The sequence below is a fragment of the Fusobacterium perfoetens genome (assembly GCF_021531595.1).
Lineage (GTDB): Bacteria > Fusobacteriota > Fusobacteriia > Fusobacteriales > Fusobacteriaceae > Fusobacterium_B.
This window is the reverse complement of sequence record NZ_JADYUD010000024.1, coordinates 1-14,522: the sequence shown is the minus strand read 5'-3', so window position 1 is coordinate 14,522 and position 14,522 is coordinate 1. Positions and strand designations below refer to the sequence as shown.

The 14,522-nt window shown below is 28.1% G+C and carries 13 protein-coding genes; 9 read left to right on the top strand and 4 right to left on the bottom strand.

What is annotated here, in order from left to right; translation table 11 throughout:
* Positions 1 to 260: 260 nt before the first annotated feature.
* The 5 genes from I6E17_RS09755 to I6E17_RS09735 all read left to right on the top strand — a co-directional run bounded on the left by I6E17_RS09755 (position 261) and on the right by I6E17_RS09735 (position 6,730).
* Positions 261 to 1,283, top strand: coding sequence for an ABC transporter substrate-binding protein (locus tag I6E17_RS09755; protein WP_235237080.1), 1,023 nt, complete (start codon positions 261 to 263; stop codon positions 1,281 to 1,283).
* 93 nt (positions 1,284 to 1,376) lie between these two features.
* Positions 1,377 to 2,498 carry an ABC transporter ATP-binding protein gene (locus I6E17_RS09750; RefSeq protein WP_235237078.1) on the top strand — a complete coding sequence of 374 codons (1,122 nt, stop codon included), beginning with the start codon at positions 1,377 to 1,379 and terminating at the stop codon, positions 2,496 to 2,498.
* Positions 2,488 to 4,143, top strand: a complete 1,656-nt coding sequence (locus tag I6E17_RS09745; protein WP_235237076.1) for an ABC transporter permease — start codon at positions 2,488 to 2,490, stop codon at positions 4,141 to 4,143. The genes I6E17_RS09750 and I6E17_RS09745 overlap by 11 nt, the downstream gene beginning before the upstream one ends.
* Before the next feature lie 83 nt (positions 4,144 to 4,226).
* Positions 4,227 to 5,933 carry a sensor histidine kinase gene (locus I6E17_RS09740; protein ID WP_235237074.1) on the top strand — a complete coding sequence of 569 codons (1,707 nt, stop codon included), beginning with the start codon at positions 4,227 to 4,229 and terminating at the stop codon, positions 5,931 to 5,933.
* Positions 5,930 to 6,730 (top strand): response regulator transcription factor, encoded by an 801-nt coding sequence (locus I6E17_RS09735; RefSeq protein WP_235237072.1) that lies wholly within the window; start codon positions 5,930 to 5,932, stop codon positions 6,728 to 6,730. Before I6E17_RS09740 ends, I6E17_RS09735 begins: the two co-directional genes overlap by 4 nt.
* 84 nt (positions 6,731 to 6,814) lie before the next feature.
* On the opposite strand, the gene I6E17_RS09730 is transcribed toward I6E17_RS09735, so the two are convergent.
* Positions 6,815 to 7,189, bottom strand: a complete 375-nt coding sequence (locus tag I6E17_RS09730; RefSeq protein ID WP_235237070.1) for a hypothetical protein — start codon at positions 7,187 to 7,189, stop codon at positions 6,815 to 6,817.
* A gap of 278 nt (positions 7,190 to 7,467) precedes the next feature.
* Here I6E17_RS09730 and I6E17_RS09725 point away from each other — a divergent pair, with 278 nt between their 5' ends.
* The 4 genes from I6E17_RS09725 to I6E17_RS09710 all read left to right on the top strand — a co-directional run bounded on the left by I6E17_RS09725 (position 7,468) and on the right by I6E17_RS09710 (position 11,895).
* Positions 7,468 to 8,190 carry a DeoR/GlpR family DNA-binding transcription regulator gene (locus I6E17_RS09725; RefSeq protein WP_235237068.1) on the top strand — a complete coding sequence of 241 codons (723 nt, stop codon included), beginning with the start codon at positions 7,468 to 7,470 and terminating at the stop codon, positions 8,188 to 8,190.
* Position 8,191: 1 nt separating this feature from the next.
* Positions 8,192 to 9,109: a 1-phosphofructokinase gene (pfkB, locus tag I6E17_RS09720; RefSeq protein ID WP_235237066.1), complete on the top strand. Its 918-nt coding sequence runs from the start codon at positions 8,192 to 8,194 to the stop codon at positions 9,107 to 9,109.
* Complete coding sequence (locus tag I6E17_RS09715) at positions 9,110 to 10,960, top strand: PTS fructose transporter subunit IIABC (RefSeq protein ID WP_235237064.1); 1,851 nt, start codon at positions 9,110 to 9,112, stop codon at positions 10,958 to 10,960.
* 149 nt (positions 10,961 to 11,109) lie between these two features.
* Positions 11,110 to 11,895, top strand: coding sequence for a Cof-type HAD-IIB family hydrolase (locus I6E17_RS09710; protein ID WP_235237063.1), 786 nt, complete (start codon positions 11,110 to 11,112; stop codon positions 11,893 to 11,895).
* Positions 11,896 to 11,970: 75 nt separating this feature from the next.
* Here I6E17_RS09710 and I6E17_RS09705 read toward each other — a convergent pair whose 3' ends face one another.
* From I6E17_RS09705 to I6E17_RS09695, 3 genes are all read right to left on the bottom strand, one after another.
* Positions 11,971 to 13,353 carry an MATE family efflux transporter gene (locus I6E17_RS09705; RefSeq protein WP_235237062.1) on the bottom strand — a complete coding sequence of 461 codons (1,383 nt, stop codon included), beginning with the start codon at positions 13,351 to 13,353 and terminating at the stop codon, positions 11,971 to 11,973.
* Positions 13,354 to 13,410: 57 nt separating this feature from the next.
* Complete coding sequence (locus I6E17_RS09700; protein ID WP_235237061.1) at positions 13,411 to 13,701, bottom strand: hypothetical protein; 291 nt, start codon at positions 13,699 to 13,701, stop codon at positions 13,411 to 13,413.
* Positions 13,702 to 13,830: 129 nt separating this feature from the next.
* Positions 13,831 to 14,130, bottom strand: a complete 300-nt coding sequence (locus I6E17_RS09695; RefSeq protein WP_235237060.1) for an HU family DNA-binding protein — start codon at positions 14,128 to 14,130, stop codon at positions 13,831 to 13,833.
* Between the last annotated feature and the right edge of the window lie 392 nt (positions 14,131 to 14,522).

Genomic DNA, 14,522 nt, shown 5'->3' with positions numbered 1-14,522 from the left:
ATTGTTGTGGTGACTATATTATACAAAAAAGAGAGCTGAGTAAAACATTTTTTTTAAAATGTTACTCAGCTTTTTTTATCTAAAAAATGTACTGCTAAAGTTATTAAAATTTAAAAAAAATACAAAAAAATTATAAAAAGTTCATTTTTAAGTATAAAATAATAGTTTTAAGGATTGAAGATAACTTGTTTATGTATTATCCTTTTAGTATAAGAGATGAGTAATTTTCATAAAAAGCAAAACAAATTAGGAGGCAGATTATGAGAAAAAGAATTTTAGCAGTGCTTAGTTTATTGATTGCAATAATATTTACAGGCTGTGGAGGAGAAAAAGAAGAAGCAAAAACTGAATCAAAAGGAGCAGGAAATCTTACAGTATATTGTCCTCACCCTCTTGAATTTATAAATCCTCTTATAAATGAATTTGAAACTCAGACTGGAGTATCAGTTGAAGTTATTGCAGCTGGTACAGGAGAACTTATGAAAAGAGTTGAATCTGAAAAAGATAATCCTCTTGCAGATGTTCTTTGGGGAGGAACAATTACTACAGTTGATCCTATAAAAGAGTATTTCATGCCATATACTTCACCAAATGAAGAAGCTTTTTATGATGCTTATAAAAATGTTGAAGGAAATATGACTAGATTTACAGCTGTTCCAAGTGTAATAATGATAAATACAAATCTTATTGGAGATATTAAGATAGAAGGATATGAAGATGTATTAAATCCTGCATTGAAAGGAAAAATTGCATTTTCTGATCCTGCAAAATCTTCATCATCTTTTGAACATTTAGTAAATATGCTTTATGCAATGGGAAATGGAGATCCTGAAAAAGGTTGGGGATATGTAGAAAAGCTAATGGAAAACTTAAATTATACACTTCTTTCTGGTTCATCAGCAGTGTATAAAGGTGTTGCTGATGGTGAATATACAGTTGGACTTACTTTTGAAGAAGGAGCAGTAAAATATGTTAATTCTGGTGGTCCTGTAAAAGTTGTATATATGGAAGAAGGAGTAATAGTTAAACCTGATGGTGTATATATTATAAAAAATTGTAAAAATGAAGAAAATGCTAAAAAATTTGTTGATTTCATAACTGGAAAAGAAGCTCAGTCAATGATTTCTGCACAGCTTAACAGAAGAAGTATAAGAAAAGATGTTGAGCCAGGAAAAGGACTTAAAAAACTAGAAGAAATTAATGTAATTGAAGATGATATTAGTGTAGTAAAAGCTAAAAAAGCTGAATGGCTTGATAAATTTAAAGATATTTATACTAAATAAATTTAAGTTAATAAATAATATTAGTGAATATCCACAACGGTTTTGTTGTGGATATTCTTAAATATGGAAAAATAAATTGAAAAGAGGTGCAAAATGAGTGTATCTATAAATGTAAAAAATGTTGTAAAAAAATTTGGAAATAATGTTATAATTCCTGGAATGTCAATAAATATTAAAAATGGAGAATTTTTTACACTTCTTGGTCCTTCTGGATGTGGAAAAACTACACTTCTTAGAATGATAGCAGGTTTTAATAGTATAGAAGGAGGAGAAATATTTTTTGATGACAAATTAATAAATGATATGGCAGCACATAAAAGGAATATTGGTATGGTTTTCCAAAATTATGCAATATTTCCTCATATGACAGTAAGAGAAAATGTGGAATATGGATTAAAACTTAGAAAAACTCCTAAAAATGAAATGAAAGAAAAGGTTGATGATATTTTAGATGTTGTAAAAATTTCAGAATATCAAGAAAGACTTCCTGAAAGACTTTCAGGAGGACAACAGCAAAGAGTTGCTCTTGCAAGAGCTATTGTAATTCATCCAAGTGTACTTTTAATGGATGAACCTCTGTCAAATCTTGATGCGAAATTAAGACTTGAAATGCGTTCTGCTATAAGAGATATTCAGAAAAAAGTTGGAATAACAACAGTATATGTCACTCATGATCAGGAGGAGGCTCTTGCTATTTCAGACAGAATAGCCGTAATAAATAAAGGAACTATTCAGCAGCTTGGGAAACCTCATGATATTTATGCAAGACCATCAAATCAATTTGTAGCAACATTTATAGGATATTCAAATCTTTTTAAAGGGAAAATTGAAATAAATGAAAATGTAAAATATGTAGTTTTTAGAAATGGATACAAAATACTTATGGATAATCTTTGTGATGATGTAGAAAATAATCAGGAAATAATTATTGCAGTTCGTCCTGAAGAATTTTCTGTTTCAGATGAAGGAATCAAAGTAAAAATTAAAACAAGTACATTTTTAGGAAAATATAATAATTATGAAATTATAGCAGGAGAAAATGAAATAATTCCTGATATGCCTCCATTAGAATTTTCTCAGGATATAGGACATGCAGCTATAATTTATAATGTAGGAGATGAGATTATATTAAAGCCTAATGGAGAAAAAATAAATATCTTTACAGAAAATGGAGAAAGAAGTCTGATAAAGGGAGTTGAGGTGTATGCTGAGTAAGAAAATTAAATGGGATTTCTGGACAGCTGTAACTCTTATTATAGCTTTTGTTTTTACACTTTTTTTAATATATCCTTTATTTTCTTTATTTTTAAGCAGTTTTAAAGATCCTGAGACAAATGTGTGGAGCATGACAAATTTTGCAAGATTTTTCAGCAGAAAATATTATTATCAAGGGCTTATTCACAGTTTTCAGGTAACTGCCTGTACGACAGTTTTAGCTGTAGCTATAGGTGTTCCTGTAGCGTATTTTATGACATCTTATAAAGTAAAATTAAAAGGGTTTATAGAAGTTTTGATTATAATTTCAATGCTTTCTCCTCCTTTTATAGGAGCTTATTCATGGGTACTTTTATGTGGAAGAAGTGGAGTTGTAACAGAATTTTTCAGAGATGTTCTTGGAATAAGACTTCCAACAATTTATGGATTTACAGGAATACTTTTAGTATTTACTTTAAAATTATACCCTTTCATTTATCTTTATGTTTCAGGAGCGTTAAAAAAAATAGATGTTTCTTTAAGTGAAGCAGCAGAAAGTTTAGGGTGCAGTACAGTAAAAAAAGTATGTACAATTATAATGCCTCTTATAATGCCTACTCTTTTATCTGGAGCTTTGCTTGTATTTATGAATGCAATGGCAGATTTTGGTACTCCAATGCTTATAGGAGAAGGGTATAATGTAATGCCTGTTCTTATTTATTCTGAGTTTGTAGGTGAAATGGGAGGAAGTGCAAACTTTGCTGCAGCAATGGCAACAATTCTTGTAATAATAACAATAGTTCTTTTCTTGGGACAAAAATATATTGTTAATAAAAAATCTTTTGTAATGAGTTCTATAAGACCAATTCAGCCTAAAGAACTTAAGGGAATAAAAGGAATTTTAATGCATACTTTCATTTATTTTGTAGTATTTTTATCAATAATTCCTCAGATAACTGTAATTTATACATCATTTTTAAAAACAAGAGGTTCTATGTTTGTAAGAGAATTTTCTTTTGAAAGTTATGAAAAAGTTTTTTCAAGAATGGGAAATGCAATAGTGAATACATATGTTTATGGACTTACAGCTATTGTGATAATAGTTATTATGGGAATGTTTATAGCCTATATTTCAACAAGAAAGAAAAATGTTTTAACTGCCATAATTGATACGATGACAATGTTTCCTTATATAATTCCTGGATCTGTAATAGGTATAACTCTTCTTCTTGCTTTTAACAGCAGGCCGATACTTCTTAGTGGAACAGCAGCAATTCTTGTAATATCATTTGTAATAAGAAGAATGCCTTATACTCTTCGTTCATCAGCAGCAATTCTTTATCAGATAAGTCCAAGTCTTGAAGAAGCTTCAATAAGTTTAGGATGTTCACCTGTAAAAACTTTCTTTAAAATTACAGCAATGATGATGTTACCAGGAGTTTTATCAGGTGCAATATTAAGCTGGATTACAGTAATAAATGAACTTAGTTCATCAGTAATATTGTATACTGGTGTAACAAGAACAATGTCTGTATCAATTTATACAGAAGTTATAAGAGCAAGTTATGGAACAGCAGCAGCTCTTTCAACAATACTTACAGTGACAACTATAATTTCACTTTTAATTTTCTTTAAGGTGACAGGAGGAAAAGATGTCAATATATAATATTATAAAAAGATTGGCATAAAGTAAAATTAAGTGGTAGAATAAAATTAAATAGATTATAAAAGTAAAGGGGAACGAGTGTTATGAAAGGAAAAAGATTCCAAAGCTTTAAAGATCAGCTTAGAAAAACTTTGATTTTATATATGCTCGTTCCTATTATATTTTTTGCATTGACAGGTTATGGAATAATATATTTCTTGGAGTATCAAGCAATAAAGAATGAAAATATTGAAAATACAAAAATTCTTGCTAAAAATCTTGATGAAACAATACAAAAATATTTTAGTGAAGTAGAGAGAATTTCTTCTGATAAAGATATAATTAATGCAGTAATAAAAGGAAAAGCTGATAATTTTGTTTATGAGAAGGTATATGATTCTATAAATTCAATGAAAGTAGAAGGGAATTTTATTATTTATGATAAGGATCTTCATATAATTATGTCCAGTGCTAAATTTATAGGAAGTACTAACGGATATAGCTGGGGACTATTTAATAGAATGATAAATTATCCTGGAATAGTAATCCTGAAAATAAATAAATTTCATTTTCAAGATGAAACAAGCAGTGTTTTTTCTTTGGGGAAAGTAATAAAGAAAGATAATAAAATAGTTGGATTTGTAGTTTACAATATTTTAGATAAAAGTTTAAGAGAGCTTATAGGAAAAAGTGGTTCTTTTAATGTGGTCATAACAGATAAATATGGTAATACAGCAATAACAACAAATGAAAAATTTAAGGATGAATTAGGTAAAGCAGATAAAAAAATAAGAAAAGCAAATGGATATTCTGTTATAAATAATGAAAAATATTATGTAACTAAAAAAGAGATTTATTATTCAAATATAATTTTATATACAATATCTGGAGCAGGTTATGTTATAGATAATTTTATTGATGGTTTTTTATATATGACAGTTATTTTTATAATACTTCTTATTTCAATGTATTATGTTGCAAAAATTATTGCTGGAAAAAAGACAAAATCTATTGAAGAAATTATAAAGGCTATTGAAAATGTAAAAACAGGAGATTTAAATACAAGGCTTTATGTAGATACTAACGATGAATTTAAAATTATTGCAAATTCATATAATGAAATGCTTTTGAATATAAAAAAACTGATTGAAATAAATAAAGAAGAAGCCAGACACAGTGCTGTTCTTGAGGTTAAACAATTAGAAAGTCAGTTTAATCCACATTTTCTTTTTAATACTCTTGAAATGCTAAGATATACAATAAAATCAGATATTTCAATGGCTAATAAAATAATAATTAATATTTCATCACTTTTAAGGTTTAGTATAGAAAACAAATCTTCTGAAGTTTCTTTGAAAATAGATTCTATATATACAAAAAATTATTTAGACATTCAAAAATACAGATTCGGAGAAAAATTTGATTATGAAATAAAAATGGAAAAAGAATTAGAAAATTATCTTGTACCTAAATTAATTATTCAGCCGATTATTGAAAATGCAATAAAACATGGATATACTCAGATATCTAAAATGATTATTTATATAAGAATAAAAAAAGTAAAAAATATTCTTTTGATTAAAGTTTATAACAATGGTAAAGGAATGGAAAAAGAAACTTTAAAAGAAGTAAGAGGAAGATTAAAGAAAGGCAGCAATGAAATAAAAAATCATATAGGGATTTATAATATTTTTAGGCGTATTCAGCTTATGTATGGAAAAGAATATGGACTTAAAATTTTAAGTAGTGAAAAAAGAGGGACAATTGTCCGTATTTTTCTTCCTTTAAAAAATGGAGATGAAAGTTTATGATAAAAGTACTTGTTGTAGAGGATGAAGATATTATAAGAAAAGGTTTGATAGGAACAATTGATTGGCTTTCAGCTGGATATATTATTTCAGGAGAAGCTATAAATGGGCAGGATGGACTTGAAAAAATAGAAAAATATAAACCTGATTTAGTAATAACAGATATAAGAATGCCAGTTATGGATGGAATAGAAATGCTTAAAAAAGCACAGGAGAAAAATCTCAAATTTGAAAAAATTATTCTTACAAGCTATGGAGAATTTGAATATGCTCAGGAAGGGATAAAATTAGGAGTAGCAGATTATATTCTAAAACCGATTGATGAAGATGTTTTTTATGATGCATTGAAAAAAGTAAAAGAGAAAATTAAAAAAATTGAAACTTTTGAAACAGTACAGGATATTATAGTAAAAGAAGATGAAACTGAATTTTTTAATCCAAAAATTTATTTAGGAAAAGAAAAAGATAAAAATAGGTATGTTGATAAAGTGATAGAAAAAATAATATCTTCTTATGCTGAAAAATTAAATATAAAAGATATAGCTGAAGAATTAGGAGTGAGTACAAGTTATTTAAGCAGAAAGTTTAAAGATGTAACAGGAGAGACCTTTCTTGATGTCTTAAATAAATATAGAATACAAAAGTCTATAAAGCTTCTTCAGAAACAAGAATATAAAATCTATGAAATATCAGAAAAAGTAGGCTTTACAGATTATAAACATTTTTGTAATGTGTTCAAAAAATATTTAGAAATAGCCCCTGGAGATTTTGCTAAAAAAAGTATTATTATCTTAAAATAAAAAAGAAAGATTATGATTGATTTTTTGATTATATTAAAATATATAAAATAATAAAAAACAGGAACTTTAATCAGAACCTGTTTTTTATTTTCCGTTTTTAAAATAATTATATTTTAGAAGAAAATTGATAATTTTTTCTTTTAAAATATCTTCTGGTATGTTTGAATTATTTTTTAATTTTATAAGTTCTTTTATTTCATCTTGTATTTGATACGCTTTTTCATCAAGGCATTCAACATTTCTGATTATTACAGGATCTTCCATTACATTTTCTGTAAAGATTTTGCTTCTGAAAACATATCTAGGGTATCTTTTTTTCATTTTAAAGAAAAATAAAAAAGGGTATTTATCATAGACTTCTATAGTATCTTCAATATCTTCAAGCATAAAAAATTCTTCGTTTTCTATTATTTTGTACAAGTCATCAAAATTTTTTAACTTTAGTTCTTCTGCATTCATACTCTTTCTCCTTTCTTTAAATAGCAGTTAAATAAATTATAGTATACTGCAGAGAAAATAACAAGTTATTTTAAATAGAAAAAATTTTTTCAAAAATAGAATATGAAAGAAAATGATAGTTTGTGATAGATATTAAATAATTTTCTTATATTTAAAAGTCTTATTTATTGGGACTTTTAATTAAAATGTGAAAGAAATTTAAAGTTTGTGAAAGAAAATGATTGATTTTTTTGAAGGATTATGATAATATTCAAGTATAAGAGAGGAGGGAGACCAAAATGTTAAATATTCAACGGTATAGTCTGATTTTGGAATTAATAAAAAAAAGAAAGAACATAAGACTTAATGAGGTTGTAGAAGAACTTAATGTTTCAGAAGCTACTGCAAGAAGAGATTTAAATTTCTTGGAGGAGAAAGGGAAAATAAGAAGGGTACATGGAGGAGCTGTCCTTGTAGAAGATAAAGAAGATAATATAGATTATAAAAAACTTGTATATTCTGATGAAAAAAATAAAATTGGAAAAAAAGCAGCTTCCTATATAAAAAATGGCGACACTGTTTTTCTTGATGCAGGGAGTACAACAGAATGTATTATTAAGTATCTTTCAGGAAAAGAAGACATAAAAGTTGTTACTAATGGTTTCACTCATATATCTGAACTTACAAAAATGGGTATAGAGACATATCTTCTTGGTGGAAAAATTAAAATGAAAACAGGGGCAGTAGTAGGAGCTACAGCATTGTTTTCTTTAAAAAATTATAATTTTGATGTTGTTTTTATAGGAGCAAATGGAGTGAATAAAGATGGATATTCAACACCAGATCCTGAAGAAGTGATAGTAAAAAGTGAAGCTGTAGCAAGAGGAAAAAGAGTATTTTTCTTATGTGATCATTCTAAATTTACAGAAAAAAGTTTTATAAACTTTGCTTCTCTTAAAGATGGTCAGATTATAACTGATGGGGAAATACCAGAAGAAATAAAAGAAAAAATGGAGGAATAAAATGATTTATACAGTTACTTTGAATCCTGCTGTAGATTATTACATATCTATGAAAGAATTTCAAGAAGGTGAATTAAACTTAATTAATAATGGTTATACTCTTCCTGGAGGAAAGGGAATAAATGTTTCTAAAGTTTTAAAAAATTTTGGAATTGAAAGTACTGTTCTTGGTTTTGCAGGTGGCTTTACAGGAGATTTTATAAGAAAAAATCTTAAAGAGTATGAGATAAAAGATAAGCTTGTAGAATTAAAAGAAAATACAAGAATAAATATAAAAATGAGAACAGAAAAAACTGAAAGTGAAATAGCAGGACATTCACCTAATATTTCTGAATCTGAATATAAAGAATTTTTAAAAGCAATAAGTGAAATAAAAGAAGGAGATATTCTTGTACTTTCAGGAAGTGTTCCTAAATCTTTAAAAACAAATATTTATCAAGAGATAATTGAAATTCTTCCAGAAGGAGTTAAAGTTATTCTTGATACAAGAGGAGAGCCTTTTAAATATGCTCTTGAAAAAGGTGTATATCTTACAAAACCAAACAATGTAGAACTTGGAGAATTTTTTAACGAAAAGTATGAAACAATAGAAGAAATAATAGAAGCTGGAAAAAAATTAAGAAAAATGGGAAGTGAGAATGTTCTTATTTCTCTTGGAAAAAATGGATCGGTTCTTATAACAAAAGATGGAGTTTGGATAGGAAATGTACCTAAAGGAGAACTTGTAAGTTCAGTAGGAGCTGGAGATTCTATGGTGGCTGGAACTCTTTATGGAATTGTAAAGGGAATGGATATTTCAGAAGCATATAAATATGGAATAGCTTCAGGAAGTGCAACAGCATTTACAGAAGGGCTTACAACTTTTGAAGGAATGCAGAAATTATTAAATGATATTAATATAAAAAGGGAGGGTATATAAATGTTAAACAAAATGCTTACAGAAGATTGCATTAATCTTAATTTGAAGGGAAAAACAAAATCAGAAATTATTGATGAGATGGTAGATCTTTTATATTCTGCAGGTAAACTTAATGATAAAGAAGAATATAAAAAAGAAATACTAAAAAGAGAAGCACAGAGCTCAACAGGATTAGAAGAGGGAATAGCAATACCTCATGCTAAAACTTCAGCAGTAAAGATTCCAAGTATTGCATTTGGACTATCAAAAGAAGGTGTTGATTATGAATCTCTTGATGGAGAACCTTCTAAACTATTCTTTATGATAGCTGCTCCTGCTAATGCTTCAGATACACATATAGAAGTTTTATCAAAACTTACTACAATGCTTTTAGATGATACTATAAGAGAAAAACTTTTAAATGTAACATCTGCAAAAGAAGTGTTAGAAATTTTAAGTCAGGCTAAAGAAGAAAAAGAAGCAGTAGAAAATTCAAATGATTCTTACGATGTTCTTGCTGTAACAGCATGCCCTACAGGAATAGCTCATACTTATATGGCAGCTGATGCTCTTATTAAAAAAGCTAAAGAAATGGGTGTAAAAATAAAAGTAGAAACTAATGGTTCTACAGGTGTAAAAAATATGCTTACAGATGAAGAAATAAAGAATGCAAAAGGAATTATAGTTGCTGCAGATAAAAATGTTGAAATGACAAGATTTGACGGGAAAAATGTTGAAATAGTTCCTGTTAAAGAAGGAATAAAAAATCCTGAAGGATTAATAAAAAATGCTTTAAATAAAACAGCTCCTATATACAAAGCTGATGGAAAATCTTCAGGAGCTTCTAGTAAAAAAGAAAAAACAGGATTTTATAAACATCTAATGTCTGGTGTTTCTAATATGCTTCCATTCGTTGTAGGTGGAGGAATACTTATTGCTCTTTCATTTATGTTTGGAATAAATGCTTCTAATCCAAGTGATCCAAGTTACAGTCCTATAGCAAAACTGCTTAATGATATAGGTGGAGGAAATGCTTTCTTCCTTATGGTTCCAGTTATGGCAGGATTTATTGGTATGAGTATTGCAGACAGACCTGGATTTGCTCCTGCAATGGTTGGAGGATTAATTTCTCTTAATAATGGTGGAGGATTCTTAGGAGGTCTTATAGGAGGATTCTTAGGAGGATATGCAGTAGTTTTCCTTAAAAAAATATTTAATAAACTTCCTGAAAGTTTTGAAGGATTAAAACCAGTTCTTCTTTATCCTTTATTTGGAATATTTATTACAGGTGCTTTAATGTATGGTTTCATAGTTGATCCTATTGCAGCACTTAACAGTGGTGTTACAGAATTCTTAAAATCACTTGGAACAGGAAACCTTGTTCTTCTTGGAATTGTACTTGCAGCTATGATGGCAACAGATATGGGAGGTCCAATTAATAAAGCTGCGTTTACATTTGGAATTATGATGATAACAGCAGGAGATTATGCACCTCATGCAGCAGTAATGGCAGGAGGAATGGTTCCACCTTTAGGAATAGCACTTGCAACAACATTCTTTAAAAATAAATTTACAAAAGATGAAAGAGATGCAGGAAAAACTTGTTACATCATGGGACTTTCATTTATTACAGAAGGAGCAATTCCATTTGCTGCAGCTGACCCTGCAAGAGTAATTCCAGCTTCAATAATAGGAGCAGGAATAGCCGGAGGACTTTCAATGTTCTTTAAAGTTCAGCTTCCAGCACCTCATGGAGGATTATTCGTAATTCCAGTAGTTACTCACCCAGTAATGTATTTAATAGCAATTGCAATAGGTTCAGTTGTAACTGCATTAATTTTAGGTTATATTAAAAAACCTGTTACAGAATAATTTATTGATTTTGTCCTCAAAGTAAATTAAAATATATACACACAACTAAAACTGCTCTCTGAGATTTTTCAGAGAGCGGTTTTAATATATTGATAAAAATGTATATTTAATGTTATACTTATTTTGAAAAAATTTTTAAGGAGAATTTTATGGTAAAATCTATTTTTTTTGATATTGATGGAACACTTATAAGCTTTAAAACTCATAAAATGCCTGAGAGCACAAGAAAAGCATTAAATGAATTAAGAAAAAAGGGAGTGAAACTTTTTATTGCAACAGGAAGATCTCCCTTTGCTATTCCTAGCATAAGACATATATTAGATTTTGAATTTGATGGATATGTTATGCTTAATGGACAATACTGCCTTATAGATAATAAAATAATCCGTGATGAACCTCTTCCTATGGAATCTTTTAAATCAATTCTTCCTTATATGGAGAAAAATAAAATTGCTTGTGAATTTTTAGAGATTGATTATACATATTCAAACTTAATTAATGACAGAGTAATTGAACTTAGAAAATTTCTTGGAAATACAGTTTCAAATTTTCCTTTAGAAGATTCTTCTCGTGCTGAGAGTAAAAAAACATACCAGCTATGTGCATATGTAAAAGAAAATGAAGAAAAAGAATTTTTTGAAAATATGCCCGGATGCAGAGGTGTAAGATGGAATTCTCTTTTTATTGATGTAATTCCTGAAAATGGAGGAAAAGGAGAAGGGATAAAAGCAATGCTTAAGTATCTTAAAATCTCAGAAGAAGAAGTTATGGCTTTTGGAGATGGAGGAAATGATATTGAAATGCTTCAATCTGTAAAATATGGAATTGCAATGGGAAATGCAGGGGAGAATGTAAAAGAAGCTGCTCTTTATGTTACAAAAGATGTAGATGAGGATGGAATTTATTCTGCCCTTGTTTATTACAATGTTTTATAATTATTAATATAAAAAAGAGGTTAAAATTTTTTAACCTCTTTTTGCTTATTATTTAATGATTTTTTTACAAAGAATCTATCTTCTTATTCCTCTTTTCTTTTTTTCTTCTTCTATAGTTTGTCTATAATTAAGATTTTTAATTTCTTTTTTCATAACATAAACTGCAATTATTGCAGCTGTTGTATCAGCTATAGGAAAACTTAAAAGTGCTCCTGCTACTCCTAATTTTAGAGGAAGAATAAATGCAAGTGGTATTGATAATATCATTAATCTTAAAAAAATAAACCTTGATGTTATATATCCTTTTCCTACTGCTTGAAAATAGTTTGTACATGAAAGATAGACAGCTGTACTTATCATCATTCCAAGATGTACATGAATTCCTTTAACAGTATACTGTATAAGTTCTGGATCATTTTTTACAAAAAATCCAGCCATAAATGGTGCTTTAAAAACAATAAAGCTTACAAGGATTACAGAAGCTATTGCTGTAATAGAAACAGAGGCATAAAATGTATCTTTTACTCTTTTATAATTTCTTGCTCCCCAGTTATATGAAAGAATAGGCTGCCGTCCTTGGTTAAGTCCTACATAACTTGTATTTATAAAGTTTCTTAAAATAGACATTATTCCCATTGCAGCAAGAGCTATTTCTCCACCATAACGAACAAGTTGAATATTTAGAACATATACATATAGACCATTAAAAAATTGATTTAAAAAAGCAGAAATTCCTATAGATGATATTCCTTTTAATATTTTCCAATTAAATTTTATATATTTTCGTTCAAGTTTTAAAAGTTTACTTTTTGAAAAATATATAATAAGAAGGATGGCTGGAATTATATTTGCTATAGAAGTAGCAATTGCAGCTCCTTTCATTCCTAAAGGTATAACCATAACCAAAAGATAGTCTAAAATCATATTAGCGAAAGCAGAGGATAGATTTATAATCATGGACATAATAGGATTGCCTTCAAGACGAACAAAAGCACAAAAAGAGTTAAAAATAAGCTGAAAAATTATTGAAGGAAAAAAATACATATTATACTCAACAGCATATTTCAGATTATTTTCTCCAGCTCCCATAAATTTAATTATTGGAATTTGAAAAATCATTCCAATAAATGTATAAAAAGCTCCAAGTGCAATTACAGCAAACATTGAAGCTCCTAAAACTTTTCTTGCTCCAGAAATATCTTCCCGTCCCATTTTTATTCCAGCAAGAGCAGCTCCACCAATACTAAAAAGCATAGCTGTTGCATTAAATAAAAGAATAATAGGAAAAATTACAGCTATAGCACCTATTCCATTTCTTCCAACAGCCTGACCTATAAAGTATCTGTCTGTTACATTGTAGATAATTATAGTAAGTGCTGATATTGTGGAAGGAATAGAAAATTTTATTAACATTGGAAGAAGTTTTCCTTCTCTGAATTCTATTTCTTGTTTTGTCATAATTTACTCCCTTGATTTTGTACAACAAAAAGAGGACATAACTGCCCTCTCTGCAAATTATTTCTCTATATTTTCTTTTTCCATAATTTCTATGTATTTTCTAATAAGTTCAAGTTTTCCTTCAGCTTTTGTAAGATCTCTTACAGTTTTATAACTTTTATCATAAAGTCTGTCTTTAATCTTTAAGTTTTCTTTGTATAGTATAATAGTTGGATTTTTTTCATCAGCTGTATTTACATTATATTTTTTTAAGAAATTTTCAAATTCTTCAGTTACTGTTTTTGTAAATTCTTTAAGTTCTTCTCTTTTAAAAGCAGCTTTTAATGATAGCCCAAAATCATTATTCATAAAAATCCCTCCCCTTTTTAAGATATGACTGCTCTTTGTTTTTTTATTATACTTTGTAATATTAAAATAAGTCAATATTACTTGAAATTTTTTGTAAAAAATAAGCCTTGTTTAACAAGGCTCATCTCTTTATTTTTTTCTTCTTTTTTTTCTAGTAGCAAGTAAAGTTTCCATTTTTTTACCACATTTAAATCTTACAGTTGTTCTTGGTGCAGTTTCAACTGGCTCATGTGTTTTTGGATTTACAGGATTTTTCTTTTGAACTGTCTTAACAGTGAAAGTTCCTAAACCTCTGAAAATAAGTGTTTCATTTTGCATTAATGCTTTTTCCATAGTTTTTAAAAACATATCTACTTGCTTTTTAGCTTCTTCTCTTGAACTTGTATTATTTTCTTTATAATAAAGCTCAATAAACTCCTTTTTTACCAATTTAATCCCCCCTACAATTTTTATTTCATAAATATACACAGCTTTTCCCCTTTTGCCTAAACAGCTGATATACTTACTTCTAAATAAGAATTAATGTGACAGAGTTTCCTGCTTGAATTGTAGTTCGTGGACAAACAATTAACAGTACCCCTAATCCAAAATTTTCCCTATTCATACTAACTCTTTGTTAGATTATGAATATTGTTCTGAACTATATTACACATAACTTGTATCATGCTTTTTTCTTTTTTTAATCTGTGTTTTTTTTAGCTTATCTTATTGCTTGTTCTTTTATATTCCTTATTATAATACATATTTTCTAAAAAATACATATATAAATTTAAAAAATTTTTTAATTTAATATCTGTAAATTCGTATGTATTGATATTATC

Bases quoted from the DNA above. Each gene is read 5' to 3' on its own strand.
- I6E17_RS09705 (WP_235237062.1), bottom strand. From the start codon at position 13,353: ATGACAAAACAAGAAATAGAATTCAGAGAAGGAAAACTTCTTCCAATG.
- I6E17_RS09725 (WP_235237068.1), top strand. From the start codon at position 7,468: ATGTTAAATATTCAACGGTATAGTCTGATTTTGGAATTAATAAAAAAA.
- I6E17_RS09710 (WP_235237063.1), top strand. From the start codon at position 11,110: ATGGTAAAATCTATTTTTTTTGATATTGATGGAACACTTATAAGCTTT.
- I6E17_RS09735 (WP_235237072.1), top strand. From the start codon at position 5,930: ATGATAAAAGTACTTGTTGTAGAGGATGAAGATATTATAAGAAAAGGT.
- I6E17_RS09715 (WP_235237064.1), top strand. From the start codon at position 9,110: ATGTTAAACAAAATGCTTACAGAAGATTGCATTAATCTTAATTTGAAG.
- I6E17_RS09755 (WP_235237080.1), top strand. From the start codon at position 261: ATGAGAAAAAGAATTTTAGCAGTGCTTAGTTTATTGATTGCAATAATA.
- I6E17_RS09730 (WP_235237070.1), bottom strand. From the start codon at position 7,189: ATGAATGCAGAAGAACTAAAGTTAAAAAATTTTGATGACTTGTACAAA.
- pfkB (WP_235237066.1), top strand. From the start codon at position 8,192: ATGATTTATACAGTTACTTTGAATCCTGCTGTAGATTATTACATATCT.
- I6E17_RS09700 (WP_235237061.1), bottom strand. From the start codon at position 13,701: ATGAATAATGATTTTGGGCTATCATTAAAAGCTGCTTTTAAAAGAGAA.
- I6E17_RS09740 (WP_235237074.1), top strand. From the start codon at position 4,227: ATGAAAGGAAAAAGATTCCAAAGCTTTAAAGATCAGCTTAGAAAAACT.
- I6E17_RS09745 (WP_235237076.1), top strand. From the start codon at position 2,488: ATGCTGAGTAAGAAAATTAAATGGGATTTCTGGACAGCTGTAACTCTT.
- I6E17_RS09750 (WP_235237078.1), top strand. From the start codon at position 1,377: ATGAGTGTATCTATAAATGTAAAAAATGTTGTAAAAAAATTTGGAAAT.